The 22,630-nt window shown below is 42.5% G+C and carries 36 protein-coding genes and 3 pseudogenes; 27 read left to right on the forward strand and 12 right to left on the reverse strand.

All coding sequences use genetic code 11. The annotated features are described in order from the left end of the window. The first annotated feature begins 10 nt into the window (after window positions 1-10). The 7 genes from HWQ37_RS08290 to HWQ37_RS08320 all read left to right on the forward strand — a co-directional run bounded on the left by HWQ37_RS08290 (window position 11) and on the right by HWQ37_RS08320 (window position 4,288). A complete protein-coding gene (locus HWQ37_RS08290) occupies window positions 11-343 on the forward strand; it encodes a hypothetical protein (protein WP_292745739.1) in 333 nt (110 codons plus the stop codon). Window positions 344-364: 21 nt separating this feature from the next. Next, window positions 365-691, forward strand: coding sequence for a hypothetical protein (locus HWQ37_RS08295; RefSeq protein ID WP_292745741.1), 327 nt, complete (start codon window positions 365-367; stop codon window positions 689-691). After that, window positions 684-899, forward strand: a complete 216-nt coding sequence (locus HWQ37_RS08300; RefSeq protein ID WP_292745743.1) for a hypothetical protein — start codon at window positions 684-686, stop codon at window positions 897-899. The genes HWQ37_RS08295 and HWQ37_RS08300 overlap by 8 nt, the downstream gene beginning before the upstream one ends. Window positions 900-943: 44 nt before the next feature. Continuing rightward, the gene (locus HWQ37_RS08305) at window positions 944-1,702 is read left to right on the forward strand and encodes a hypothetical protein (RefSeq protein WP_292745745.1); all 759 of its coding nucleotides are present in this window, start codon (window positions 944-946) and stop codon (window positions 1,700-1,702) included. A gap of 90 nt (window positions 1,703-1,792) precedes the next feature. Beyond that, the gene (locus HWQ37_RS08310) at window positions 1,793-2,182 is read left to right on the forward strand and encodes a MerR family transcriptional regulator (protein ID WP_292745747.1); all 390 of its coding nucleotides are present in this window, start codon (window positions 1,793-1,795) and stop codon (window positions 2,180-2,182) included. Between the two features lie 46 nt (window positions 2,183-2,228). Continuing rightward, on the forward strand, window positions 2,229-3,317 hold the full coding sequence (locus HWQ37_RS08315) for an RNA-guided endonuclease InsQ/TnpB family protein (RefSeq protein ID WP_292745749.1): 1,089 nt from the start codon (window positions 2,229-2,231) through the stop codon (window positions 3,315-3,317). A 101-nt stretch (window positions 3,318-3,418) separates the two neighbouring features. After that, the gene (locus HWQ37_RS08320) at window positions 3,419-4,288 is read left to right on the forward strand and encodes a hypothetical protein (protein WP_465249679.1); all 870 of its coding nucleotides are present in this window, start codon (window positions 3,419-3,421) and stop codon (window positions 4,286-4,288) included. Window positions 4,289-4,343: 55 nt separating this feature from the next. Here HWQ37_RS08320 and HWQ37_RS08330 read toward each other — a convergent pair whose 3' ends face one another. The 3 genes and pseudogenes from HWQ37_RS08330 to HWQ37_RS08340 form a co-directional block, all read right to left on the reverse strand. Continuing rightward, window positions 4,344-5,534, reverse strand: coding sequence for a hypothetical protein (locus HWQ37_RS08330; protein ID WP_292745750.1), 1,191 nt, complete (start codon window positions 5,532-5,534; stop codon window positions 4,344-4,346). 105 nt (window positions 5,535-5,639) lie between these two features. After that, window positions 5,640-6,635, reverse strand: a pseudogene (locus HWQ37_RS08335) (hypothetical protein); the annotation flags it as partial. Between the two features lie 221 nt (window positions 6,636-6,856). Next, window positions 6,857-7,183 (reverse strand): helix-turn-helix domain-containing protein, encoded by a 327-nt coding sequence (locus HWQ37_RS08340; protein ID WP_179064054.1) that lies wholly within the window; start codon window positions 7,181-7,183, stop codon window positions 6,857-6,859. A 512-nt stretch (window positions 7,184-7,695) separates the two neighbouring features. Between HWQ37_RS08340 and HWQ37_RS08345 the strand changes: the two genes are divergently transcribed. The 11 genes from HWQ37_RS08345 to HWQ37_RS08395 all read left to right on the forward strand — a co-directional run bounded on the left by HWQ37_RS08345 (window position 7,696) and on the right by HWQ37_RS08395 (window position 12,325). Further along, window positions 7,696-8,391: a hypothetical protein gene (locus HWQ37_RS08345; protein ID WP_292745756.1), complete on the forward strand. Its 696-nt coding sequence runs from the start codon at window positions 7,696-7,698 to the stop codon at window positions 8,389-8,391. 96 nt (window positions 8,392-8,487) lie between these two features. Then, window positions 8,488-8,907, forward strand: a complete 420-nt coding sequence (locus HWQ37_RS08350; protein WP_292745758.1) for a hypothetical protein — start codon at window positions 8,488-8,490, stop codon at window positions 8,905-8,907. Window positions 8,908-9,005: 98 nt separating this feature from the next. Beyond that, a complete protein-coding gene (locus HWQ37_RS08355; RefSeq protein ID WP_292745760.1) occupies window positions 9,006-9,221 on the forward strand; it encodes a hypothetical protein in 216 nt (71 codons plus the stop codon). 6 nt (window positions 9,222-9,227) lie between these two features. Then, the gene (locus HWQ37_RS08360) at window positions 9,228-9,446 is read left to right on the forward strand and encodes a hypothetical protein (RefSeq protein ID WP_292745762.1); all 219 of its coding nucleotides are present in this window, start codon (window positions 9,228-9,230) and stop codon (window positions 9,444-9,446) included. Between the two features lie 29 nt (window positions 9,447-9,475). Further along, window positions 9,476-9,736, forward strand: coding sequence for a hypothetical protein (locus HWQ37_RS08365; RefSeq protein WP_292745764.1), 261 nt, complete (start codon window positions 9,476-9,478; stop codon window positions 9,734-9,736). Window positions 9,737-9,754: 18 nt separating this feature from the next. Then, window positions 9,755-10,516, forward strand: a complete 762-nt coding sequence (locus tag HWQ37_RS08370; RefSeq protein ID WP_292745766.1) for an ERF family protein — start codon at window positions 9,755-9,757, stop codon at window positions 10,514-10,516. Between the two features lie 39 nt (window positions 10,517-10,555). Beyond that, the gene (locus tag HWQ37_RS08375; protein ID WP_292745768.1) at window positions 10,556-10,873 is read left to right on the forward strand and encodes a hypothetical protein; all 318 of its coding nucleotides are present in this window, start codon (window positions 10,556-10,558) and stop codon (window positions 10,871-10,873) included. Window positions 10,874-10,905: 32 nt separating this feature from the next. After that, window positions 10,906-11,100, forward strand: coding sequence for a hypothetical protein (locus HWQ37_RS08380; RefSeq protein ID WP_292745770.1), 195 nt, complete (start codon window positions 10,906-10,908; stop codon window positions 11,098-11,100). A gap of 205 nt (window positions 11,101-11,305) precedes the next feature. After that, on the forward strand, window positions 11,306-11,650 hold the full coding sequence (locus HWQ37_RS08385) for a hypothetical protein (RefSeq protein ID WP_292745772.1): 345 nt from the start codon (window positions 11,306-11,308) through the stop codon (window positions 11,648-11,650). A 37-nt stretch (window positions 11,651-11,687) separates the two neighbouring features. After that, window positions 11,688-12,053 (forward strand): hypothetical protein, encoded by a 366-nt coding sequence (locus tag HWQ37_RS08390; RefSeq protein WP_292745774.1) that lies wholly within the window; start codon window positions 11,688-11,690, stop codon window positions 12,051-12,053. Continuing rightward, a complete protein-coding gene (locus tag HWQ37_RS08395; protein WP_292745776.1) occupies window positions 12,050-12,325 on the forward strand; it encodes a hypothetical protein in 276 nt (91 codons plus the stop codon). The genes HWQ37_RS08390 and HWQ37_RS08395 overlap by 4 nt, the downstream gene beginning before the upstream one ends. A 3-nt stretch (window positions 12,326-12,328) precedes the next feature. Here the strand turns inward: HWQ37_RS08395 and HWQ37_RS08400 are convergent, their stop codons facing one another. Genes HWQ37_RS08400 through HWQ37_RS08415 form a run of 4 tightly spaced genes read right to left on the reverse strand, consistent with a single transcriptional unit; the run spans window position 12,329 to window position 14,072 of the window. Then, window positions 12,329-12,703 carry a hypothetical protein gene (locus HWQ37_RS08400; RefSeq protein ID WP_292745778.1) on the reverse strand — a complete coding sequence of 125 codons (375 nt, stop codon included), beginning with the start codon at window positions 12,701-12,703 and terminating at the stop codon, window positions 12,329-12,331. A gap of 17 nt (window positions 12,704-12,720) precedes the next feature. Further along, on the reverse strand, window positions 12,721-13,194 hold the full coding sequence (locus HWQ37_RS08405) for a hypothetical protein (protein WP_292745780.1): 474 nt from the start codon (window positions 13,192-13,194) through the stop codon (window positions 12,721-12,723). A 14-nt stretch (window positions 13,195-13,208) separates the two neighbouring features. Further along, complete coding sequence (locus tag HWQ37_RS08410) at window positions 13,209-13,763, reverse strand: GNAT family N-acetyltransferase (RefSeq protein ID WP_292745781.1); 555 nt, start codon at window positions 13,761-13,763, stop codon at window positions 13,209-13,211. A gap of 39 nt (window positions 13,764-13,802) precedes the next feature. Continuing rightward, the gene (locus tag HWQ37_RS08415; RefSeq protein WP_194144853.1) at window positions 13,803-14,072 is read right to left on the reverse strand and encodes a hypothetical protein; all 270 of its coding nucleotides are present in this window, start codon (window positions 14,070-14,072) and stop codon (window positions 13,803-13,805) included. An 82-nt stretch (window positions 14,073-14,154) separates the two neighbouring features. On the opposite strand from HWQ37_RS08415, the gene HWQ37_RS08420 reads away from it, so the two are divergent. The 9 genes from HWQ37_RS08420 to HWQ37_RS08460 all read left to right on the forward strand — a co-directional run bounded on the left by HWQ37_RS08420 (window position 14,155) and on the right by HWQ37_RS08460 (window position 20,318). Next, a complete protein-coding gene (locus HWQ37_RS08420; RefSeq protein WP_292745784.1) occupies window positions 14,155-14,412 on the forward strand; it encodes a hypothetical protein in 258 nt (85 codons plus the stop codon). A 177-nt stretch (window positions 14,413-14,589) separates the two neighbouring features. Then, window positions 14,590-14,892: a hypothetical protein gene (locus HWQ37_RS08425; protein WP_292745786.1), complete on the forward strand. Its 303-nt coding sequence runs from the start codon at window positions 14,590-14,592 to the stop codon at window positions 14,890-14,892. Then, the gene (locus HWQ37_RS08430) at window positions 14,893-15,471 is read left to right on the forward strand and encodes a hypothetical protein (RefSeq protein WP_292745788.1); all 579 of its coding nucleotides are present in this window, start codon (window positions 14,893-14,895) and stop codon (window positions 15,469-15,471) included. 14 nt (window positions 15,472-15,485) lie between these two features. After that, window positions 15,486-15,758 (forward strand): hypothetical protein, encoded by a 273-nt coding sequence (locus HWQ37_RS08435; protein ID WP_292698728.1) that lies wholly within the window; start codon window positions 15,486-15,488, stop codon window positions 15,756-15,758. Between the two features lie 440 nt (window positions 15,759-16,198). Beyond that, window positions 16,199-16,606, forward strand: coding sequence for a hypothetical protein (locus tag HWQ37_RS08440; RefSeq protein ID WP_292745790.1), 408 nt, complete (start codon window positions 16,199-16,201; stop codon window positions 16,604-16,606). A 2-nt stretch (window positions 16,607-16,608) separates the two neighbouring features. After that, entirely contained in the window at window positions 16,609-17,316 is a 708-nt protein-coding gene (locus HWQ37_RS08445) for a hypothetical protein (protein WP_292745792.1), read from the forward strand. 65 nt (window positions 17,317-17,381) lie between these two features. Beyond that, window positions 17,382-19,298 (forward strand): hypothetical protein, encoded by a 1,917-nt coding sequence (locus HWQ37_RS08450; RefSeq protein WP_292745793.1) that lies wholly within the window; start codon window positions 17,382-17,384, stop codon window positions 19,296-19,298. Window positions 19,299-19,469: 171 nt separating this feature from the next. Further along, window positions 19,470-19,805 carry a hypothetical protein gene (locus tag HWQ37_RS08455; RefSeq protein ID WP_292745796.1) on the forward strand — a complete coding sequence of 112 codons (336 nt, stop codon included), beginning with the start codon at window positions 19,470-19,472 and terminating at the stop codon, window positions 19,803-19,805. Between the two features lie 63 nt (window positions 19,806-19,868). Continuing rightward, a complete protein-coding gene (locus tag HWQ37_RS08460) occupies window positions 19,869-20,318 on the forward strand; it encodes a hypothetical protein (protein ID WP_292745838.1) in 450 nt (149 codons plus the stop codon). Here the strand turns inward: HWQ37_RS08460 and HWQ37_RS08465 are convergent. The 5 genes and pseudogenes from HWQ37_RS08465 to HWQ37_RS08485 form a co-directional block, all read right to left on the reverse strand. Further along, window positions 20,200-20,544 (reverse strand): annotated as a pseudogene (locus HWQ37_RS08465) (serine hydrolase); the annotation flags it as partial. The gene HWQ37_RS08460 and the pseudogene HWQ37_RS08465 sit on opposite strands and share 119 nt — an antisense overlap. Before the next feature lie 4 nt (window positions 20,545-20,548). Then, complete coding sequence (locus tag HWQ37_RS08470; protein ID WP_292745798.1) at window positions 20,549-21,670, reverse strand: fatty acid desaturase; 1,122 nt, start codon at window positions 21,668-21,670, stop codon at window positions 20,549-20,551. Between the two features lie 16 nt (window positions 21,671-21,686). Further along, entirely contained in the window at window positions 21,687-21,878 is a 192-nt protein-coding gene (locus HWQ37_RS08475; RefSeq protein ID WP_292745800.1) for a hypothetical protein, read from the reverse strand. 18 nt (window positions 21,879-21,896) lie between these two features. Next, complete coding sequence (locus HWQ37_RS08480) at window positions 21,897-22,337, reverse strand: hypothetical protein (RefSeq protein ID WP_292745802.1); 441 nt, start codon at window positions 22,335-22,337, stop codon at window positions 21,897-21,899. Then, window positions 22,321-22,530: pseudogene (locus tag HWQ37_RS08485) on the reverse strand (GTP-binding protein); the annotation flags it as partial. The gene HWQ37_RS08480 and the pseudogene HWQ37_RS08485, both read right to left, overlap by 17 nt. Between the last annotated feature and the right edge of the window lie 100 nt (window positions 22,531-22,630).

Consider the following 22,630-nt stretch of genomic DNA (forward strand, 5'->3'; position numbering starts at 1 on the left):
AAACATTACAATGGCATACACCACAGAAACTACGCCCTCTCTTCAAGTAGCCGAGTTGGATGATTCACCAGAGAAAATTTTTCTACCGCCAACAGACCCGAATGCAGAGATTATCGAAATCCCTGGTTACACGCTCGTTTACGTCAATGGAGCCTGCCCCAAAAATTATCGAGTGTACAAGGCTCATTCAATGATTGGGGTGATATTTCAGCACATCACCCACTGGTCTAACGCTATGGATCAGATTCGGTACGCTCAAGCAGTAGAAGCAGCAGTTGGGTTGGATGACTTCATGAAAGTAGCAAAGAAATCCAGAGTTACAGATCAAGCCATAGCAGCATAATTAACTTCACCAATTACAACCATGCAACCAACAATCACCATTCCACACGGTTGGAAATACCCTCGTTTTACTTTAGGGCAACGTGCAGAACAAGGACTGATTATCGGCATCAAGTATTACCCAAGCGATAGTCTTTTAGCATACGAATATGGTGAAGGTTGGCGGTACATCGCCATGCCTGATATCAATTCTATTGATGAAGGAAATCACTTAGAGAACGAAATTAAATTACTGACACCACAGGAATTGAGAGCAGAAATTCAGGCTGAAATAGAACAATGTCTACGCCAACTTGAACTGCTTAAGTACGAATTAAAAGCAATTCCTGGAGGCATAGCTAATGGCTAAACTGCCCAAAAACTGCTCTGAACTCACGGCTGCTAGCTTGCTGCTTTTCTTGCGTCGCTATGGTGGTTCTGCTCCTTTACACAGCATTAATTTCTCACGAACAGTAATCCAATCATTACTCGATAGAGAACTAGTACAAGTGCAGAATACCAAACACGGTTTTTTGCTGACAATTACACAAGATTCTGACAAATTGCCGACTAACTAAGCCCATTAACTCACTAAAACAAACACATCAAATACAACACCATCATGGAAACCATCAAAATCAACAACAGCGTTTTTCTCATCCCACCCAGTCAACCTAAACTGCAAGCTAACTGCGCTAAGGAATATGGTCAATTCTTACTCGATTGCCCTCCGAAACTGACGATTCTAGAAGCACAAGCTGGCGGATACCTCAAAGGTAACAAGGCTGATTTTGCGATCGCAATCTCTCGCCCTGACCGTGCCTTGACCATCAACGAGAACTTTACCAACGAACCATTTACCGAACTCTGGGTGATTCCGGTTGCTGGTGGACTCAAAGACCAGTTTAAAGGGCCAGCTTCGATGTTGTTTTGCTTCTTGATGCACCGCCGGAGTAAAGATTCATTCGCCGGACTGTACAATCACTTTGCCCATCGCGCATTTCAGCAATGGTGTGAAGAAGGGATGCCGGGAGATCCGAAAGAGTTTTGTTATCAGGCGATCGCTAGTGTACTGAAAAACTACATCTTCTGTGCTGAATTTCAAAAGGTAGAAGGAGCGCTTGGAACGTATTGGTTTATTCAGTGGAGCTATCGCAATCCTCAGTCTGACTTTGAGAAAGATGCATTGGAGGCTGCCGAAATGATTCGTACTGGTGCTGAGTCTGGCGCAACTTTGCATTGGGTAACAAATGAAACGTATGAACGCTGGGCTAGTAATGCTGTTACAGCACCAGCATTACCCCCGGTTTCGGAGTCAGAGGCACGGGCATCATTGCAAGGGCAAAATCAAACAGCAATGCCGCAAGGTAAAAAGCGGTAATTAGGCACTATAAAGGCGATTCACCTTTGAGTCGCCATTACAAAATATTAATTCTACTTTGATTCAGATGAGAGGAGAGGAGGTTTATTGATGTGTGCTAGATGGGCTGAACAAGAGATAGAAACTCTTCATGAAATGGCAGAAATGTACAGTTTAGAACAAATAGCTTTTCGGCTCAAAAGACGAGGGTATTATCGGACAATATCTGCAATTTCTAGTAAATTGTATGATTTAGGTTACTCCAACCGTCCTCTTCTCGATAATTACAGTTGCAGTGAAATTGCTAAGGCTCTTTGTTTGCATTCAACTACTGTTACTAATTGGGTAAGACAAGGTTGGTTAAAAGCGAAAAAGCGTTCTTTGACTTGTTATCAGGTGAAAAGCCGAGATTTGAAACAGTTTTTTAAGAATCCTCCGCAATCAATAAAAAAGCGGATTGCAGCGATAGATCCGCAAGTTGTTAGGTATTTGGTTGGTTAATCAACTTCGCAAATAGCATAACTCAGTAGTTACAGAGGTTGGATAAATGCTGCTAGGCTTTAAAACTGAATTGAAATTAAACAAAGAACAGCGTACAGCGTTTTTAAAGCATTGTGGCGTGGCAAGACACGCTTGGAATTGGGGGTTAGCTTTGACCAAGCAAATATTAGACTATAATAAAGCTAATCCTACAGAAAAAATTAAGTTTCCTACTGCTTTTGATTTGCATAAATGGTTAGTAGCATTAGTAAAACCTGAATGTCCTTGGTATTACGAATGTTCCAAATCTGCTCCACAACAAGCACTGACAGCATTAAGAATCGCTTGGGATAGATGTTTTAAGAAGGTAGCTGGAGTTCCTAAGTTTAAGAAAAAAGGTAAACGAGATAGTTTTACTTTAGAGGGAACAGTCAAGATTTTAGGTAATAACAAAATTCAAGTTCCTAAAATCGGAGTTTTAAAAACCTATGAGCGATTACCTCAAGTTCAACCTAAGTCAGTCACAATTAGCAGACAAGCAGACAGATGGTTTATTTCATTCAGATTTGAGGTAGAATCAACTCCTACTCCTAAAGCTGTGGAGTTTGTAGGCGTAGACCTTGGTGTTAACCATTTAGCTACATTATCAACTGGTGAAGTATTTGACGGCGCAAAAAGTTACAAGAAATATGAGCAAAAGTTGTCTCGTATGCAATGGCTTAATCGTCGTAAGCAAGTAGGCTCGAATAAGTATAGAAAAGCTCAATTAAAAGTAGCTAGATTACATCGTAAAATAGCCAACATTCGCAAAGACACATTGCACAAAATCACGACCTACATCAGTAAAAACCACGCTGTTATCGGGATTGAGGATTTGAATGTGCGCGGGATGTTAGCAAACGGAAATTTAGCTAAGGCGATCGCGGATATGGGCTTTTATGAGTTCCGCCGTCAACTAACTTACAAGTGTGAACTGTATGGCTCAAAACTTGTAGTAGTTGATAGATTTTACCCCAGCAGTAAAACTTGCTCTGGGTGCGGAACTAAAAAAGAAACTCTCTTGTTAAGTGAACGCAAGTTTCATTGTGAACATTGCAGAGTCACAATTGACCGTGATTTGAACGCTGCAATTAATTTGCGTAAAGCTGTCAGTTAGGCAGTGTTAGCCTGTGGACTGGATAATGCCGACATTACTAGGGTGAAGCAGGAAGTAAACGAAGCTCAAAGTAGATTTGAGTAGGTTTTATATAACGGAATGTGATTGCCACTACAGATATTAAACATAATCGGACTCAGTATTTTTATGACGACAAAGGGCAACAAATTAAAGTTATTCTGCCCGACAATACCCCTAATAACCCAGATGATAACCCTGTAGTTTTAACTGAATACGATGCTGCTGGAAGAGTTATTTCCCAAACATCTGCCACAAAACTGAAAACTCGCTATGTTTATGACGAATTAGGCAGATTGACTGATACTATCTTGCCCGATCTCACTCCTGACAATCCAGATGACAATCCTAGAGAGAAGATAGAATACACCGCAGGCGATCGCATTCAAGCCAAAATTGATATTTTTGGCACTCGTACAGAATACACTTACGATAATTTAGGAAGAATCAGTCGAGAGCGCGATTTCTTTGGTAATCCGATTGGTAATGACACGACTTACACCTACAACACAGGTGGTCAGGTTACTTCTGTCACTGATGCCCGAAATCGCACAACTCAGATCGGGCTTGATGCTCAAGGTCGCTCAAGTGTGAATACATACTTTGACGGTACTACATCCAAAGTTGTATATGACGCTTTAGGACATATCAAGTCGGAAACAAATCAACTGGGACAAGCTACAACCTATGAGTATGATGCCTATGGCAAAGTCTCAGCCATGATTGATGCGCTCAACCAACGTACTGAATTTACTTACAACAGTCGCGGCAGTGTGGTTAAGGTCATAAGTGATCTACATTCGTCAACAAGCTCTGCCCCAGCTGCTCTGTGTATTGCTCCATCTACTCCACTACCTCCAAGCAGACTTGTATTTGCAGCATTTACAATTGCATCAACTTCTAGCTTTGTAATATTACCTAAAATAACTTCCATAAAACTTGAGCTTGGTTAAAAAAATCGAACTTAACATTTTGTTTTAGTAGTTTACAAGGGCGATACTACTCATTCTACCTTACCAGCACTCCATCCACCGCCACAAAACCCCACTGCGGAAACTTCGCCAGCAATTTCTTGATCACGATCATAAGTGCCGGGTCATCACTCCAACACTCCTGCAAAAAGTCAAAACCCGGATTCTCCCCCGAATTATCTGCTACTTTCAGTTTCTGCATACGCCCCGGTCGCGCATTTGCCCTTGCAACAATCGCCTCATGTGACCACTTTTCAGCGCTGGGGACAGATGCGGCGGAACTTTCACCCTCATCAACTGTTTTGATTTCTACACCCGAAACCGAATTTTCAATTAACAACGAAGCGAAATTACTTTGTTCTGCTTGCCCCTGAGTTTGATTTGCGATCGCTGAATTTAGAAATTTTTCATTTTGAGCGACGGACGCGGCGGAATAAGTACCTTCATGAGAGACTGCCGCCTCAACACCACAATTCTGGTTTTCAGCCAACAACGAAGCAGATTCACCTTGTACAGCATCCACAAGCGCCAGCGATGTACAGTCCATTGCCACAGGCAATTCTTCCTCCTTCTCTGACACGCTTTGAACAGACTGAGGCGAAGCGCCCCCCAAGGGCGCGTGAGCCGTCTCCTCCTCATGCAGATTTTGTGTAGGCGTGTCAGAGATACATCTCACAATCTCTTTTGAAGAGATTGTGAGATGTTCTTGAGTAATTCGTGAGGTTTCCTGGAATCCTTGTGCTGACTCACTTTGACCTAAAGTAGATGCTTGATTCAAAGCACTCATTTCTTCAGAGCCAGCATCTATCTCTGAAATCTCAGCATTTGATTCTTGTTTTTCAGCATCTGGTTTTGGTGACGCAGAATTAGCTTTCTCCCAAAATTCCTTCATTCGGCTGCCATGTAAATTCTTCACCATCCACTTCACTGTCTCCCGGCCATCCTGAATCGACTTGTCCGGCTTGAAAATGAACAACCCGCTTTCGGAGAGAATTTTCTTCGCAGAGATAAAAGTACTGTAACCCATCCCAGTAGAAAGAGACATCCACCTAGAACCATAAGGGTCAGCCGTCCAGCATTCCTGCCATAGCTGATTAACTGAAGGCTTTTGCTGCGATGCCCAGAGCATATCTTCGATGGGGATAATCACATGAAGCCGCTTATACGGGGATTCCTTCTTGCTAGCAGCAGACTTTTTGAGCTTAGGACGAGTAATAGTTGCGGTCATTTTACAATCTCCTGTTATGTTGACGCACAGAAATTTCCCCCACTGGAAAGCGGGGCTTAGTACTTCGCATTTGGTTGTCTAAAAAGTCATCAGTACACTGAAAGCCTATTCAGGTTGCCAGAATCGCAACTCATCTCGGAAATACCTGTCAGTCTTTTTTGATTGCTCTTTCCAACAATCCCAGGCAACCACCACTTCCTCGCCCAAATCTTGCACCACCTTGCCCCTCTCCACATACAAAGTGCGGTAAGGATCAGCGTGGGCAACGATAGAACCAAGCCCAATTGTGTCCGGTTCAGAGGATGTGTTTTGGAGTGCGGTAATTAAATCAGTCTCTTGGGTGGTCAATTCTGCGAGATAGTCTGTTTTTATCACCTCATACTCTTGAGCAACACTACAAAACTCCTGCCACGTACATCCAGGTTTAGCTAGCACTGCCCTAATATCACTAACTGCCTGGGGTAGCATTTCCAATTGCTCTGCTCGGTAAGCGATCGCGGATTGTGTAGGTTCACTCCCTAGAATAATTGCCGCAGCTTCGAGCGCTTGAGTATTGTTCATCGCACTAGCGAGATTCTTCAACGCCATGCCCATGAGCCGCAAACATTCTTGTGCATTCTCCTTGGGCGGCTCTTGGGCTAGCGATCGCAAATCAATAGTTTTCTCCAAGGCAAGCTTGACTTGCTTGTTCAAAACTTTGGTCGCTTGGTGGCTCATGGTATTTCCCCATTGTTGAGAAGGACGTTGTTCAACCGCGTTTTCCAATTCTTGGATACGTTGCTGAAGTTGCTGATTCTCAGCCTCCAATTTCCTTAGCCCCTCCATCTCCAAGAGCCGTTGCTGTAATTGGATATTTTCTTCTTTCTGTTGTTTAAAGAGTTGTTGCAGAGATTGGATTTGCTCTTGCACTTGTTCTTCTGCTTTGGCTGTGGACTCTGTTTGCAAACCAATCCTCAATTCCTGGGAAAGTCGCTCTAACTCTTGCTGGTGTTGCTCTTTGAGTGCTGCGATCGCTTCGGTATATTCTGCGGGGTAAGTGCGCCCACTCGATTCGGACACAATTGCGTCATTTAAACCAGTCAAATCAGCATTATCGACGAGTGCTGTTGTCTCTTCTGTGTCTAGTGTCAGCATATCTCTTGCCCACTATATATGGTAAATGCTTGAAAGTTGGGGTGTTGCAGTTTAACCAAAGTGAACTGAGAAGATACTGAAGGGTATTTGCACAAAAATGTGTCAGCATTATAATAAGCTCACTTTGTGATCAACGGATTGAGCAGGCGATCGCATTGCTTTGGTCGGCGGGCGGTCGCTTTTAGCTTTTACGCTGCTTTTAGTAGATCAACTTCTGCACTTTCGCCCAGAATTTTCCTTCTATTCGCTAAAGTCTCTGTTTCTGCTTGAGAATTGAGAGTGACACTTTTTTCTATCCTTAATCTTTTGGGTGGCTCACCTTCCTCAAGCAAGTCTCCAGGCTTACAATTAAGGGCTTCACAGAATCTTGCTGCTGCATCTAATGTGAGTGATTTAACCTTATTTTGTTCAATTTTTTGGATGAACTGAGGACTATAACCAGTCTTTCTAGCTAGGTCATTCTGAGAAAGACCCGCAGCCTCTCTCAATTTTTTTAATGCGATAAACACAATCATCCTCTCCAAATAATACTCCTATTATAGTGGTACTACTATTGGATGTAAACATATAGGACTTACATCTATTGGTATTAGAGTTGCTTATGTGCAACCAATAGTAGTATTACAAATCTCTATCTAAAAGTAACTACTACCCTATTGACTACTACTAATAGGTGTACTAATATTTTATGTATGAGGGTAAGAAAAACGAACCGTCTACACCCGAATGCAATCAAGGGTTCGCAAGCCAAATTACCAAACATTCACTCATTCAACTAACCACAAAACCAAGTGCCACCGGGACTAGCAGCCGTCAGCCAAACTTGTAATGCTCAAGCCAGCGAAGATGATCTCGATGACCTACCAAGTCTTAAAAAACTGGTTATTTAGTGCCATTCGTCTAGAAATCAAAGATTTTACAGCAAAGCTGAATTCATAGAGTGCCTTGTTCCTAACACAGCACTTCCTTACACATCCCCTGATGCTGCTGTCTGCTGTCTTGATAATGCTCTTAGCAACTAACTTTGATGGCTACGCCAAATCTCTTTGAGAGCGTTGTGCTAAACCACAACGTCGTTTGCACACATAACAAAGACGACCGCTACTGTCTGCAAAACTCAGCGATCGCCTTTTCCCCGATTAAGGAGATTTCCATTATGAACTATGCAACACATACACAGCAAGCAATTCCTAGTTCTTCTGTTGATGAGCAAGCTCTAGCCCAAGCAGAACTGTACACCCACCTCGAATCCCAAGCCGAAGCTGTAGCCCCCATCCAAGACCCTCTCACCAGCAGAGATCGCCGCATTATTGGCGAGATTATTCAAGTTGAACCCGAAACAGTGCGTACAATCTGGATCGAAGGCGGAATCACTGTATGGGTGCAGTTCGTGGAAGGCGGACGGCTTCCCTTCGATAGAGATTGGTTTGCTACAAGAGTTGCAGAAGTAAAAGCGACTCTACCAGAAACACCGAGGGAACGTAACGAACGATTAAGCGATGAATTGGAAACAGCCTGCACTGCTTTCGGTCTATACCACGGGGAGATTGACTGGCTCTCGTTCAGCACCAAACTCTACCGAGACGGGCATTTTGTCGGCTTCGTCGGGTGCAATCAACAAGGTTGGTACACTCGACCAAGACAGTACGGGGTAAATCGGGTTGCTGGCAGTGCCAAAGATGTGATTGCATTGTTGGGAGTCCGAGTGGCAGTAGCAGCGTAAGTTGCTGAAAGTGAGAAAGGCGATTGCAGTCCAAGAGAAAAGCAATCGCCTCGACAACGAAATTTAGACAATCCAAATCATCATGGCACACAGACTATGATTACCACACTTTCTCTTCAACAAACGGAATTGGAAGAGTCTTTTGACAAGATATTGCTACCTCCAACCGACCCCAAGGCAGAGGTCATGGAAATCACTGGGTACAAACTCGTGTATGTTAACGGAGCTTGCCCCAGAAATTATCGGGTATACAAGGCACATTCCATGATTGGGGTGATATTTCAGCATATTACACACTGGTCTAACGGAGTGGATTCTCTTCGATATGCCGAGTCGGTTGATGCAGCAATTGGGCTTGATAAATTTATGAAGGTGGCAAGGGTATCAACGACGGCTACAGAACAACCACCCACAAAAGAAGAGTTGTTGGATAAACAATTCGATTCGCTAACTTTTGAGGAGTGGGAACGGTTAAAGAGATACGTTCCAGAAACTAGGGATTTGGTTGCAGCGTAAGGAAACGGGTGGGTCGGGCAAACCCACCTGTGTGGCGAGGAGCAAAACTAAATTATTAGTTTATCCGAATGCAACAACACAATTCATCGAATATACCAATGGAACTGATAGAAATCCTACAAGAATTTAACTCGTGCTACTTAAAGATTCAGGCGATCGCTCAAGATGAAAATTGGCTCAAGTTGCTTGCAGACAAGAAGATTGACCCAGAAGCAGCAACTCACGTAGGCGATACATTGCATTACTTGGGTGAGGTTATGGGGTGTGTCGAAGAAATCGTTGAAATCAAGTTTAATCAGGAATCAAAATCATGAAACTTTATGCAACAAGTATTCCTCAAGCAAAGCCCAAGTTGGGCAACTGTTGTATCGAATAATGCAGGTTTGATTGAGGTAGAAATTAATGATGAAGACCCTGACTTTCACTCAATCATTGAGGAATTAACTATTGAAATTGAGCCAGGAATTGTTGGTGTAAAAGCTAGCGATTTGTGTTTAATGTTCAGCATCGGGATGGTTGATACTAATGAAGAGAATTGACAACCCATATTTCCAAAAATCGACATCTTATGAAATTCACAACTGTATCTGTTAGCTACTCCAGAAAATTCAATCTTGGCGACTATGAATCGCTGGAAATAGGCTGCTCTCTGTGGGCGCAAGTCGAGGATGGGGAAGACGCGGATGGAATAACCCAATTTCTCTATCACCAGGCCAAAGCTTCAGTCAAACTTGCGGCAATGCCTGTGTTAAAAGCCTCAGAGTTTCAGATAAATAAAGCTAAATCTAGCAAAAAAGTGTCTGGTGATATCAATGAAAGCGATTGGTAAAATGCGAGGAGCCGGACAATGCAAGAACTAATCAAAGCTTTAATCAAAGCAAAGGCAGAGTTTAATCCGATTCAAAAGGACGGTACTAATCCTCACTACAAGCGCAAATATGCAACCTTAGATGCTGTCACTCCTGCGCTTGGTAAACATGGATTAGTGATAATTCAAACTACCGAAATCTTTGAAAGTAAAACAACACTGCAAACTCATTTGTTTCATGAATCTGGAGAGCGCATTACCAGCACTTATCCTCTACCCGAAATTAGTGATTCTCAGAAGTTTGGTGCAGCATTAACTTATGCACGACGATATGCGGTTTGTGCAATTTTATCGGTGACGGCAGATGAAGATAATGATGCTGAAGGTGCAACTACTCCTCAAAAGCCTGAACAACCACAGAATAATATTAGACCCCGCAAAGACAATCAACAGTATAGAGTCCAGCAACCAAAACAAGCTGTAACTGTACCATCAATCAGCCCAAAAGATTTGCGAGTCAAAGAAGTTCGTACACTTTTAAATTACCCGTTGGATTTAGTCAAAGAGTGGTTGCATTCTCGAAATGTTACGAGTCCGAGTGAGCTTGATTCTCTTCAAATTGATGAGCTAGTAAAAACTATGTGTTTGGCTTGGGCTGGGAATAAGTTTGGACACCCGAATCATGCTGTTAATTCTTATCAGAAACACGTAATCGATGCTGTATTGCGAGGTGTTTCTGAGATGGAAGCGATTCAAGCATGGATGGAGGGAGCGCTTGCACAATTGCCAGAACTTAATTGAAAAGAGAAATTATACTTCAAACTAGGGGTAGAAAAAAAGATGAATCTTTGTTCAAGAATGGATTTAATTGCATTAACAAATGAACGCTTTCTAGGAGAGTATTATGATTTTATTTTTGATTACGATGGCGGATGGATGATTAAGTTCTTCTATCTGATTAAAGTAAATGTTGCTCTCTGGTTTGGATGGGAGTCACAGCCGGAATATGATGGTTGGCATTGGGGACTGGGGTACTTTGGAGAGGAATACCGAGATGACTGGAATGCCCCAATAGGATCTTGTGATTGGCAAGAAATTTGTACTCCCGTCAGTTTTCTAAGATGGCAATATGGTATCGGCGATAACTCCAATTACTAATCAATAATAGGCTGTTCAGCAAAGGATTAAAAATGGCTAATCTTCCACCAATTAATTCAGTTGTCAAAGTCATTAAAGCACTGACAGAAAAAGACCCAAGATTAGGGCAAACAGGTACAGTAATCCAGTATTCAGGACACGGGATGGTTTGCGTTCATTTCCCAGATATGCCGCCTGGTCAAGGAATTTTTTTCAATCCACATCATTTACAAATCATAGGGTCATAGTCAAGATTATGCCGAGAAAATCCACTTACCCCACCCCTACTGACCAGTCATCACTATGCCTACAATACCTCCGACGCTGTGGAGGTAGCGCACGGTTGTGCAGTATTAAATTTAGCCTGGGAGTGATTCAAACACTGGTCAATCAAAAAAAAGTAAAGATTACGAATACAGGTGCAGGTTTCTATGTTCAATTGGAGGATGTAAAATGACTAATCACAAACAAGTTGTTTACCAATCTCAATTAGACCATAAGAGTAAATTGCTTCTTCGCCGCCGGACTAGGAGAAGATTTAACCCCAAAGTATTCATCGACCGCACCATAGAAACAACTGCAATTATCTCTCTACTTTTTACCGGATTTGCAGGAGTAGGGGCAATGGCTTGCTGGGGAATGGAGATTATTGAAACGAATGCTGACCCCAACATCATCATTTCTGGTTGGGAGCAACAGAAAAATATCTGCCTGGGTGCAATGTTGGTCAGTTTTTCTGCCTTCTTAGGCATTTCTCTAATCGGAGCAAGCTTCAGTATTCAACGAGATAAATTTTAGGGAGAGAAACGGATAATGAAAGAGTACAAAACCAAACATGGCGGCTACAAAATTGAGACTCTCTTGTATTAGTGCAGCAGCAGCAACAATTATTTGTGGATATTTTGGCACTCAATATCTCGGCAGAAATATCATGTACGTTATTAGTGGAGCAATAGCCGGGACTGGGATCACAGCATTCATGGTTGACCGAATTACTGGTCAAAATGAAATTGACCAAGTTATGTTGCGCCGACCTCGATCTTTAAATAGACCCACTAGTTGTATAGGTTGCAAATACTATCACGGGATCTCTTACAACGGCTCCCCTTTAATTTGTTCTGTTCATCCCGAAGGCATTGAGGGCGCGAAATGCCCGGATTGGCAAGGCTTTCAACTATCTAAAGAAGGAGCAATAACATGACGTTAACCCTAGATAATCGCTCTCAAAATAAAGAATCGTCCCTGACGCAAGCATTACGGCAGATACAGCAGTTAAACTCCAAAATTGCTGTGTTGGAGCAGCAGCATCAAGATTACGTGCGTTTGCAACAGAATTTGATTGCTGCCATCGCTGAGATTTGTGTTTCTCCGATGCAGGAAGTAGAGGCGCTGCGGATTCTGATTTATCGGGGAGAGGCAGCTTGTCGGCAGTACTTGCGTTCGCTGTTGGTTAAACAACGTCAGACTTCATAGAGATCAGGCACTGAGTGATTCCGGTTCTGTACGTGATATTTCCAAAACCCGACGTAACCAATATGAAGTTTCAAGAGAAGCAGATTGCTTTTGTTCGGCATCCGACCAAATATTGTCCCAGTGGAATAGCCATCGAGTCAACATCCGACCTAAGTCAACTAACTCACAGGCTCGGTCAATGTCGTCTGCTTTTACCATGTCGGGTACAGTCCACTCAAGAAAGTACCGACTTTCTTTTACCAGAGTCAGCATCAATTCCTGCGATGATACCCCAGTCCACAAGGATTGAATTTGCTCAAGGTGTGCAGCAAGATGATGTAAACGGATAGTTACATCATCTTGTACAAAACTCTGCTCTTTAGAAACAAAATCATTCATTTTTTTGACAATATAACTTATGCTGAAATCTTTTCACTAACAGCTTGATGTATAATTTCTTTCTTTAACGAATCTGCTGCAACTGCTGCAATGGTTTCCCAATCTTCTTGTTTTAACAACACCCCAAGCAGTTCGCGCAGTATTTCTCGATTAGAAATGAATTCTTCACCATAAAGCTGATCATTTTCCAGAGTAGCAAGTATGTATTCTCTTACCTCTGGTGTCGGTAATCTAAACTTTTCAAGTATCCTTTCTTTTGCAGCAATAACTGCAATTTTCGTAGCTGTGCCTAAATTCCAATTATTCAGTAGCAACCGCACTTCTCTATTTAGAGAAATACGCAATGTTGTGAAACGTCCCAAAAGTTCTAGATTGCCCATTAATCCCGCAAATGCTGACCCCCAATCCAATCCAGCCCCAATGTTGCCGCCAACTTTATCCTCAGCTTCAACACTTTTTCTTAAAGATTCTTCATCAAATAATTGACTCATTTAGCTTTACTACCTCATACAGGAGAACGAAAAACTCCATACTCAAAGTAAACTAGATCGTCATAATCTTCATCTTCTCCCACATCAATCATGCCTTGGTTATCATAAAATTCTTCTACTCCCGGTAATGAATGTAACCCTACTCTGCCCTCATAACCTAGCTCTAAACTGCGAGTTCTGGCAAACGCCAAAAATGCAGTTCCAACACCTTTTAATTTTGGCGGACTTTGGATATATGTCCGATTCCAAGGTGCAGTAGCTATACCGTCAATATATACCAAGCGTTTTCCCTCTTCTAGACGAGAACCGTGCATTTGGGTTTCAATCAGTAGCAAACCTTGAGTTTCGTCTTCATATTCAATCGCATAGCCTTCGCGGTTTGCTTGTCTATTAATGACAAACTCCAGTTTAAACTCCCAGTCCCAAAATTTGTCTGATTGGTCGTGCAGGTTCAATTGTTCTTTCCACTTGTTGGCATAATCATCGACGTGCTTTTGCAATAGCTCCACTAAATCTGCTTCCACAATCGTGTTATCTTGACCGCAAATTAGTTCTACTTTTGTTCGCATAGCACCAAAATTACCCATGAACCAATTTTATCAATCCGATCAATCAGCATCATGCTCTGTTTCTTGCAACCAACTTAAAATACTCAGTGCTAATTCCCAGGATTCGCGCCGCTCCCAATTAGGTAAGTGATTCAGTATGCGTGCAAGTAATATTGCTGGGTTTTCTAATTCTCCGCCACGAGCTGCAACACCATCCCTAACGAGCGCCCCCAAAGTGGCAGCTTGATTCCCTTTATAGTCAGGCTGTCTCTTAATTTCATCAACAATCCAGTCCGGTACTGTGATTGTTTTAAATCCTGATTTCGGCATACACAACAGAGAAATAATATAAAGATAGTACGGCAGTTTACGTTATGTTTGCAAATTGTTATACGGTATGGTACGTTAAACAATGGACTACTCCCACAATAGCTTCACAGATAGTAGGAGCGATCGTAGTATGAAAAATATTGGTATTAAGCCAATACATCCTAAAGAATTTAAAAGAGTTCATAATTTCTCGACTTACCAAATGAGTCGTTTGTCAGGTTACTCAGTCGAGGCACTAAAAAACTGGTTAGCTGATGAAAGTAGCTCCAGATTTGTCGAACCAAAGCCGTATATACTTAACCATTTTGGAGCGATTCATAATTACTTATTAAGAAGTTAGTGTTTCCCAAACACTAAGCCATTAGAAAAACCCTCCCCACCAGTCGGTGGTTTTTTTATTATTAGTATTAGCAGTACCGGAATTCAATCGGAACTCAACCGGAACTCAACCGGAACTCAGTCGGAACTCAATCGGAATTCAACCGGAACTCAGTCGGAACTCTAGGAGCCGAAACCATTGCTAATTCAGGGAAGCTGTGTAGTTGAAGAATTGTTAACACGAGAGGAGGCAGCCAGACAATTGGAGCCATCAGTTGGAATTAGACAGTTCCAAAAGTATCTAGACTTAGCTTCTTTATACTTGCCAGAATTTGAAGATTTTCGGGACGAAGATAATGGAGGGCTAAACGGACGAGCGAAGTTGACAAACTGGCACTTACCTGTGCTTCAAAGAATTAGAAGTTACGTTTTAACCAAAGGTTCTTTGAAGAAGGTGGCAATTGAATTAAAAAATCACCCCGAAAAGTTTTCAGGAGCCTAAATGATGATTGTTAAAGAATTTGCACAAGCTCTCAACAAAGTACAAGGATTGGTAGTTGATGAGCTGCGCCGTCAATATCCAGAGCAAAAATGGACGGTCGATTCACAAGTTCCAGAGGAGATTTTAGCTAGATTTCGAGACATTACCAATAGTGAGAAATTACAACCTCAACAATCACCTATAGCAGATATACCCGAAGCCACAATCACCAAAGCTGATGAGGCAATTCAACAAGCCTCATACAAGTTGACTGCGGCTGATAAAGAGACTATTTCTGGTGCTATAGCTGTTCAAAATGAGCAATCTAAGATTTTGGGTGCATCAACTGGTGTCACAGGAGCTTTGTTGTTCATGGAATCCTTGATTGGAGCCAAAGGGACGGTGTTGGATGCCTTTGCTGAACAATCCATGTTGGAAGTTGATAACCAGATTACCGAGATAGATCAGAGTTTGATTAATTTGGCAGAAGAAGCCTCAACAAGACTGGGGGAGTCGATCAGAAAAAAGGAACAACTCAAAGTACGACTCAATTCGTTACGGGAGAGAGTTTCTTCGATGGGGACACAGATCCGATTTTAGAAGCTTATAAAACAGTGGCAGCATTGCTACAGATCCAAAATGAAACTGTTGCCACTGTTGCCCAAATCCGATTACTTCAAGAGCTATTAACTCATCAAAAGAAAAATCAGGATATGGATATTCTCAGTACGGGATTGTTTGCTACTTCAGTTATTGGCGCTTTAGGTGGTAGTGCATATATCGTTAGTAGCGTTGTCGCTACTGGATTAATTGGTAGCGGGATATTCATTCCCTTGGCATTACTTGTTGGTGCAGGATTGACATTTCTGAGACGGGCATCAAAGTAACAGTGATGGGTGAGAGTGTTTCATCCAACTGTTTCACAGCACTGTTTCATGAAACTGTTTCAACGGTTTCATCAGTGTTTCAGGCTCGTGAAACAGCATGAAACAGCATTCCCCCGCGTGAAACATCAAATGTGAAACATGAAACACCAGCTAATTTCTTGCTGGAAAGCCGTTATGAAGGGTAGTGTTTCATCCAACCGTTTCACAAAACTGTTTCACGAAACTGTTTCAACGGTTTCATCAATGTTTCAGGGCGTGAAACAGCATTCCCCCAGCGTGAAACATGAAACACCAGTTAATTCCTTGCTCGAAAACCGTTATGGGTGGGAGTGTTTCATAAAACTGTTTCACAGCAATGTTTCAATGGTTTCATAAGTGTTTCAGGATCGTAAAACATGGGAAAAATTTGTACTAAGAACGCGCTATAGCACAGCAGTTTCATGTATAAAAAACAACTGTACTTAGCTTTGGCTGGTGTTGGCATTTGCATATTGCCTGTAATCATCCCCTTAGTACCCAAGTTGGGGACTTATGCAGAGCTTCAACGGCTAAAAGCCTCAGAAGAACTAGAACGTTCGCGCATAGAAGAACGGGCAAAAACCAGTGATGCCTTGTATGAGGCGGGAGTGATGCCCACAAGTCGCAAGTTGAGAATTACCAATTACTTTGATAGCGCTAAACGCAATCCCAGACCAGACACAACCTTTTATCAAGATGATGAGATTATTGATGTTTTTGACGCAACGGGTAGGTGTATTGGGCGGATTGAAGAAGGAATTTGGAAGTGGAAGCACAAAGCTAAAGGTATTTGTAAAAGCGTTCAAAATATCAAACAAAGTAGGAGTTAGTAATGGGATTAGGTGCAGAAAGTAGTAGTACTAGCAACAGCGATAGTAAACCCAAAGATAAGAAGCGATCGCTTGGTGAAATCATCGATTTTTGTGCCAAGGCTGTAGTGATGATTGTCGGTTTACCCATTAGGGCTGCCGCCGCGATTGTCAATCAGTTTGTTGCTAACGGTGGTGCGGGTCGTGCATTAGTTGGCGGGATTTTATTTATCGGCGGTTCCATAATCAGTGCTGATTCAACTTGGCAATTAATCTTTACTGGGCCGCCTGTTTTACCCTGGTTTGAGCCGGCTTGGAATTGGCTAAATGTGCCGTTTGCACTGTTCAACCCGTTTTTTTACCTTGCATTCATAATTTCTGTAGGCGTTCAGGTAATCGAAGCCCACGCCCTACGCGGTAAGAACCCAGATTCCGCACGACGGGAACTTCAAGACCACATGGTTTATGAGCTTGAAACCAAGCCTAGTGGCAAGATTGACTTGGTAGGTCAACTCTGGGCGGACTACAAAACCGCAGGTATACGCGATCGCTCTAGTGCAGGGCTAGTTGTGATTGCGGTTTGGGCATTCGATATTGTCACCACCTTTGCCGCTCGTAACCCATTTGAATTTACAGCCCCATTCATGATTTTGGGGTGCATCTTATTTAACATCGGCACAATGATGGCAGGTGAAATTGGGTTTGCCATCTGGCGGTTGACCAAAGATTAAAACCAGTGCCGCTCAACAACTCTCTACATTGAGCGGCACTCACTACTTAACAGGGCATTTGTTTTATGCAAAGTAACAATATCCCAAAAATTACAACTAAAGAAACTGAACATTTACGCGAATCATATCCTAGCTTGTCTCACTTGGAAGCTGGAAATATTGCCCAATGGCTGCAAGAGAGAAAAGATGGATTATTTGAAATGGCACGGGCATCTGAGAACGAAGCAGACATGACCCGTGTACTTGGTTTGTTGGCTTCTGGGATAGGAGTGGTTTGTTATGCGGTCAACCCTTTGGCTATAGTTGGTGGTTTAATTGGCGGTGCTGCGTGGCTATGGTTTGTTGTCGAACACTCCAACCGCACTAAAGAAATTGCCCCCTTGCCTTTTGTGCGTGGTAATTTTGTAGACGCTCTAGCTCGTGCTGGAGATTATGATGCTAGGAGCAATTATCAAGCGGATCATCTTGCTAATACCGTTAAATTCCTAGAACGACAATCAGCAGAAGAGTACACCTTTCTTCATGCTGAGTTTGAAAATATTGTCCAATATTTAACCCAAGTTGAACCAGGAAAACGTTTTTATGCTTATCGCTGGATGTTTGGCTGGTTTGGCAAGCTTTTGGGTCGTCAGCTACCTACTTATCAAAGTATGGCTCTCCATTTACAAGATGTGACGATTGACAGTCGGGTGAATTTGTCAGAGATAAGTGCTATTGCACAAGCTCAAACCCAGTTACCACCCACCGTAGATATTAAGCAGTTTCAATCACCGACTGTAGATATTGGGAAGATGAACCAAGCTGCGGAGCTTTCTAGACCCACAGAGTTACAGCCATCTTCCTCTGATGGGCTTGTACCAGACGCTATAATTAATCTCCCTTTGACTAATAGAGCAAACGCAGTCATCGCTGCTTTAACGAAAAGTGGTTTTCAAGTAGAAGATATGATGAGTTCTCAAGTGATAGCGATCGCTGGTACTCAGCGAGGTGGCAAGGGAACCTTAGCAGCAATCTTAGCAACATTATCAACTGCACTTGACCCTGGATTGAATACCCAATACTTTACAGCTGGGGTGGACGTTTACCCCTTTGCTTGCAACTTGACCTCTGCCCTTAAGTACCCGGATCAAGATGCGGATGGGGCTGATGAACTCGTCGCTCGTGATTTATTGAAATTTCTTAAGGGTTTAGATGGAAGCGAACCTTACTCCCATAAAAATTTACTGCTAGTAATTGATGAGGCGATGCGGTTGTTGTCATTGTTGGAGGAGAGCGATCGCACCTGGGCGATTCAATATTTACTTTCTCGCTTCGCTAAGTCTGGTGGTACATTAATTATCGTATTGCATGGTTCTAACCTGACAAGCGTGGTCGGTAAAGCTACGGCTGGACTGGCAGATACCTTTAAGCAATCGGTTAACTTTATTGGCTGTGTAGCTGTTGCGGTTAGCGCTGGTGGTCTACGCAAAATGAATGTCGCTAGTGGAGAATATTTCAAAGCCAACCCTAATAACTTTGGAGAACCTGTTAGTGGTGGCAACTTGGGCATGATTCCCGAATGGCTAAAGACCCATTTGCACCCAGGCAATGGGCAACCAGATCCAGCTAGAACATTACTTCAATTCTTCCCAGAATTAGTTCAACAGCATGAAAAGGCAGTCATACCTACAGGGGAGAAAATTGCACCATCGGACGCAGTTAATCATCTGGAGTCCATTTTTTCAAAGCCTTATCAAGAAGTGGAATTTCTGGAAGTAGAAGAGAGTAGTATTTCTGAGGCTGATTTAGAACAGATTGTGGCGATCGTTGCGGCTACTGCTAGTCCTCCAACTTCTTTTGCAGCTATCAGAAACAGCCGCAAGTGGGGCGACGAGAAAAAGAGTGTTCTTTACTTGAGAAATGCCTTGTCACAATTGATTGACAGTAACCGATTATGCGGAAATGAGAAAGATGGTTTCAGCGTTTTTAATATTAACCAGTAAAATTCGTCACAGTTCCCGTTGAGTTCCCGTTGAGTTCCGGTCGAGTTCCGGTCGAGTTCCGGTATTCTTACATCTTCAAATACGGCTGAAAAATAGAGTCTTTTTATTTCTCCAGCAAGACTTAATTTTTCTAAACATTTTCTGGAATGTCGAAGCATAGGAAGTTTAAAAATGAGTGATAAATTAACCACAGCATTGCAAAAATTAGCCATAAGTCCAGTTAAGCAAGACAGATTGGCTATCGAACGCTTAGAAAAACAGTACGGCGCTTCTTTACTAGAAATTACCAATGAGCTTGAAAATTATGCCATAGTCCATCAATCCATATCGGACGAAAGGGCTAAACCCAAAAATCAGTTGATTATCGTTTGCTGTTATGGCTGTCTTTGGGGTGCAGTTATCGGAATTGCGACGTTGTTTATTAAGCCCGGTGTGACTGTGGCGGCAATTGGGTTGGGTTTTACTGCCGGGGTGTCTGGGAAATTGCTGGTTCAAAAAGGGGAATAAATCAAAGTAGGTGAAGATGGTTTTTAATTGTTTAGCTGAACTCTTAGATTCTTTGGAGTAAATATGTCTTGGTCGAAATCAATTTCCTTAGATGTTGCTAACAAGCTTTTTGACTTAGAAGATTGGAGATCGATCGCAGATTGCAGATTGAGTGTTTTGGTACAAGCCCAGCAGGAAAGTGGACGGAATAAATCTCAAAGACGCTCGTGGAATCGCTTTCCGCGCCGCTTACGTCAATCTCAAATCTTCAAGCTGCATCCAAAAGTAGGTGCAGTCAATCTCAAATCTACAATCGGCAATCTGCAATCCGTTGACGTAATTGGGGTTTCTTTTGAGCAGAATGAATTAGAAGATGGTTGTCTTACCAAGCATGAACATAAGACCATAATCAGACCAACTTTTTGTTTATGGTTTGCAGCACAGTCAACTTGGTTCCCACACGTTGATACTGCAAGCATCCAGAGCCACTTGCAACCAAGTCTCGCCGCATTACCAAGGTGTCATTTAGTTTGACTGTACCAGCGTCTATTCTCTCAAATAAAGCAATCAGAATTGGGAACTTAATCGTACTCGCGGCGGGAAATACTTTGCTGCCACTAATATCCAAATAGTTACCCGTTTCTAAATCCACAAAAAACATCCCTGGCTTGAGGAAACTGTAGCGAGCCATCAATGCATTAATTTGAGATTTTAGTTGTAGTATTTCCTCACCTAAAGGAACTACCCCAGCAAACATAGAAGCTTTACGCTTCGTTGGCTCTCTCTAGGTCGATGGATTGTGCCGCTTGACGAAACGATGCTATCGACGTGAGGCGATTGGAGGGACAATCCCACAAAATGTATTTGAAGCAATCAGGAATATCTACCATTCGCAGCGTTTTTGCACTTCTAAGCAGGTGAATATTTTGATTGTGGCAAGCTTGGAGGTTGTAATTGGGGATTCTGTCGCAAAGATGATGAATGTTATGGTAGCCGATATCGGCGGAAAACCACTTTAAAACGGTGGGTAACTCCAGATAACTGCTGCCCTTAATTGCTCCTTCGAGATAGTCCCACCCTTCAGTCTTGTGGGCGTAAGAGCCATCAAAGTTGTGCTGAACAAAGAAGACGCAGATGAGGATTGCCGCAGCACAAGTTAGCGTGATTGAGTAAACGCTCACGAAAAAACCAAATCCAAGTAAATACCCCAGAAAAATCCAGATGCCGATTACACAAATGTTATTGAACAACAGATGCCAAAATTCAGCCGCAGTGTACCAATTTCTAGACTTATGAGAGGAGATGATTCGAGGTAAATCCATAAAAGGATCTTGCTGCAAGCAAGTCAGTAGATGAGTGATAAAATCATATATTCCGGCAATCAGGGCGAGTCTTGGCTTAATCGCGACATAGAAAAAACCTCCCGGAAAGATCATGAATGGGTGCCTCAGTAATTCATAACGCCTTTGGGCAGATGGACTGAGGCGAGCAAACTCCTCTGTAGAGAGTAATGCACTAGGACCGCGATAGCGTTGCCAATCACCGTTGGTTTTGTGGTGATAGGCATGTCCTCTTGACCACGGATATTGAGGGATCGCGTTGATCACCCCCAGAATAAAACCGATAATTTGATTAACCCTTTTTGAACGAAAGAGTGAATAGTGTCCGCAATCATGCATTAAAGAAAAACAACGCGCTGAAAACAGCGTCATCAAAACTATAGTAGGCGCAAGCAACCAAAAACAAATAGCAGCTGCTTTGTGTGCTAAAAACCATAAAACCACATAAGGCACAACCGTATTCAGAATTTGATAAGTTGCCCGCAAGTCTCTGCTGTTCATGTAAGGACTCAGGACAAAATCCGACTTTTTCACTGCGGTTTCCATTAAATAAAACTTTCTCCTAGCGGCTGAAGTTCTTTTTGGGGTAAGTTGAAATAACTGGTAGCATTGACTTGACAGCGCCGCCTAATGTAGGATAGCGCACCTCGTACAAACGGAGATAGTCGGAATTTGTGAGTCCCATGTAATAATCTATCGCCGCATTTTGGTAGCGAGTAGATTTCGGAATCTTGCTTAATTGTGGTTTGAGCATTGAGGAATAAAGTAAGTATTAGGGCATTAAGCTTGGTTGAAATTCTGACCATCGCTTGCAAACTTGTTCGTAGCAATCGGGTGGAGTAATTTTTAGTTGGTGTAAAAAATTAACCTCAATCTGAGGTTCCGCCTTTAGCACCAGAAGAATATCTTGATGGGGATTGTATGTTGCGACTGCTGAGAAAATTGATGAGATTATAGATGAGTTAAGTGATTGTGATCGCAAGTAAAACCCAATCAGATCCCAGGGGAGAAATTGGAGAGTAAAGGGAACTGTATCAAGACTTGTATTTGTAGGGTGAGTAAGTTTAGTATCCACATCACAAATAACAATTCCCCGCCCAAATGACTGAAATCCCTTCCATCCTGTGTAACCGATTACCAGCAGATTATTATGAATAAAACTATTTTGCCAGTAGCCAAAATTTCCTTGCCAAACACTATTGGATGGTCGCATTAACTTCCTTCTCCAACACCAATGATTCAATGCGAACCTGCTCAAGCTCTCGTCCAATCAATACTAATCGCGTTTGACGGGGTTCCTGGGGTTGCCAAAGATAGTCATAAAAGTAGTCAAATCGATTACCAACACCCTGTAATACCAGACGGATAGCTTTGTTTGGAACTGGTACAAATCCCTTAATTCGATAATTCATAATTCATAATTACGTTTTGTGACGGGGATTTAGCTAGGCTTCAATTTGTTCTGCCTTTAGAACTAGGGGAATCAAACCCCCAAACTTAGTTAAA

The organism is Nostoc sp. NMS4 (genome assembly GCF_017115095.1).
In the GTDB taxonomy this organism is placed as follows: Bacteria; Cyanobacteriota; Cyanobacteriia; order Cyanobacteriales; family Nostocaceae; genus Nostoc.

Excerpts from the sequence above, each read along its gene's own strand:
- HWQ37_RS08375 (WP_292745768.1), top strand. The coding sequence starts at position 10,556 with ATGAATCTTTGTTCAAGAATGGATTTAATTGCATTAACAAATGAACGC.
- HWQ37_RS08295 (WP_292745741.1), top strand. The coding sequence starts at position 365 with ATGCAACCAACAATCACCATTCCACACGGTTGGAAATACCCTCGTTTT.
- HWQ37_RS08355 (WP_292745760.1), top strand. The coding sequence starts at position 9,006 with ATGGAACTGATAGAAATCCTACAAGAATTTAACTCGTGCTACTTAAAG.
- HWQ37_RS08300 (WP_292745743.1), top strand. The coding sequence starts at position 684 with ATGGCTAAACTGCCCAAAAACTGCTCTGAACTCACGGCTGCTAGCTTG.
- HWQ37_RS08400 (WP_292745778.1), bottom strand. The coding sequence starts at position 12,703 with ATGAATGATTTTGTTTCTAAAGAGCAGAGTTTTGTACAAGATGATGTA.
- HWQ37_RS08345 (WP_292745756.1), top strand. The coding sequence starts at position 7,696 with ATGGCTACGCCAAATCTCTTTGAGAGCGTTGTGCTAAACCACAACGTC.
- HWQ37_RS08450 (WP_292745793.1), top strand. The coding sequence starts at position 17,382 with ATGCAAAGTAACAATATCCCAAAAATTACAACTAAAGAAACTGAACAT.
- HWQ37_RS08430 (WP_292745788.1), top strand. The coding sequence starts at position 14,893 with ATGATGATTGTTAAAGAATTTGCACAAGCTCTCAACAAAGTACAAGGA.
- HWQ37_RS08340 (WP_179064054.1), bottom strand. The coding sequence starts at position 7,183 with ATGATTGTGTTTATCGCATTAAAAAAATTGAGAGAGGCTGCGGGTCTT.
- HWQ37_RS08415 (WP_194144853.1), bottom strand. The coding sequence starts at position 14,072 with ATGCCGAAATCAGGATTTAAAACAATCACAGTACCGGACTGGATTGTT.
- HWQ37_RS08315 (WP_292745749.1), top strand. The coding sequence starts at position 2,229 with ATGCTGCTAGGCTTTAAAACTGAATTGAAATTAAACAAAGAACAGCGT.
- HWQ37_RS08365 (WP_292745764.1), top strand. The coding sequence starts at position 9,476 with ATGAAATTCACAACTGTATCTGTTAGCTACTCCAGAAAATTCAATCTT.
- HWQ37_RS08405 (WP_292745780.1), bottom strand. The coding sequence starts at position 13,194 with ATGAGTCAATTATTTGATGAAGAATCTTTAAGAAAAAGTGTTGAAGCT.
- HWQ37_RS08390 (WP_292745774.1), top strand. The coding sequence starts at position 11,688 with ATGGCGGCTACAAAATTGAGACTCTCTTGTATTAGTGCAGCAGCAGCA.
- HWQ37_RS08445 (WP_292745792.1), top strand. The coding sequence starts at position 16,609 with ATGGGATTAGGTGCAGAAAGTAGTAGTACTAGCAACAGCGATAGTAAA.
- HWQ37_RS08410 (WP_292745781.1), bottom strand. The coding sequence starts at position 13,763 with ATGCGAACAAAAGTAGAACTAATTTGCGGTCAAGATAACACGATTGTG.
- HWQ37_RS08305 (WP_292745745.1), top strand. The coding sequence starts at position 944 with ATGGAAACCATCAAAATCAACAACAGCGTTTTTCTCATCCCACCCAGT.
- HWQ37_RS08380 (WP_292745770.1), top strand. The coding sequence starts at position 10,906 with ATGGCTAATCTTCCACCAATTAATTCAGTTGTCAAAGTCATTAAAGCA.
- HWQ37_RS08360 (WP_292745762.1), top strand. The coding sequence starts at position 9,228 with ATGCAACAAGTATTCCTCAAGCAAAGCCCAAGTTGGGCAACTGTTGTA.
- HWQ37_RS08350 (WP_292745758.1), top strand. The coding sequence starts at position 8,488 with ATGATTACCACACTTTCTCTTCAACAAACGGAATTGGAAGAGTCTTTT.
- HWQ37_RS08420 (WP_292745784.1), top strand. The coding sequence starts at position 14,155 with ATGGACTACTCCCACAATAGCTTCACAGATAGTAGGAGCGATCGTAGT.
- HWQ37_RS08310 (WP_292745747.1), top strand. The coding sequence starts at position 1,793 with ATGTGTGCTAGATGGGCTGAACAAGAGATAGAAACTCTTCATGAAATG.
- HWQ37_RS08480 (WP_292745802.1), bottom strand. The coding sequence starts at position 22,337 with ATGCGACCATCCAATAGTGTTTGGCAAGGAAATTTTGGCTACTGGCAA.
- HWQ37_RS08455 (WP_292745796.1), top strand. The coding sequence starts at position 19,470 with ATGAGTGATAAATTAACCACAGCATTGCAAAAATTAGCCATAAGTCCA.
- HWQ37_RS08290 (WP_292745739.1), top strand. The coding sequence starts at position 11 with ATGGCATACACCACAGAAACTACGCCCTCTCTTCAAGTAGCCGAGTTG.
- HWQ37_RS08440 (WP_292745790.1), top strand. The coding sequence starts at position 16,199 with ATGTATAAAAAACAACTGTACTTAGCTTTGGCTGGTGTTGGCATTTGC.
- HWQ37_RS08395 (WP_292745776.1), top strand. The coding sequence starts at position 12,050 with ATGACGTTAACCCTAGATAATCGCTCTCAAAATAAAGAATCGTCCCTG.
- HWQ37_RS08330 (WP_292745750.1), bottom strand. The coding sequence starts at position 5,534 with ATGACCGCAACTATTACTCGTCCTAAGCTCAAAAAGTCTGCTGCTAGC.
- HWQ37_RS08470 (WP_292745798.1), bottom strand. The coding sequence starts at position 21,670 with ATGGAAACCGCAGTGAAAAAGTCGGATTTTGTCCTGAGTCCTTACATG.
- HWQ37_RS08475 (WP_292745800.1), bottom strand. The coding sequence starts at position 21,878 with ATGCTCAAACCACAATTAAGCAAGATTCCGAAATCTACTCGCTACCAA.
- HWQ37_RS08460 (WP_292745838.1), top strand. The coding sequence starts at position 19,869 with ATGTCTTGGTCGAAATCAATTTCCTTAGATGTTGCTAACAAGCTTTTT.
- HWQ37_RS08370 (WP_292745766.1), top strand. The coding sequence starts at position 9,755 with ATGCAAGAACTAATCAAAGCTTTAATCAAAGCAAAGGCAGAGTTTAAT.
- HWQ37_RS08385 (WP_292745772.1), top strand. The coding sequence starts at position 11,306 with ATGACTAATCACAAACAAGTTGTTTACCAATCTCAATTAGACCATAAG.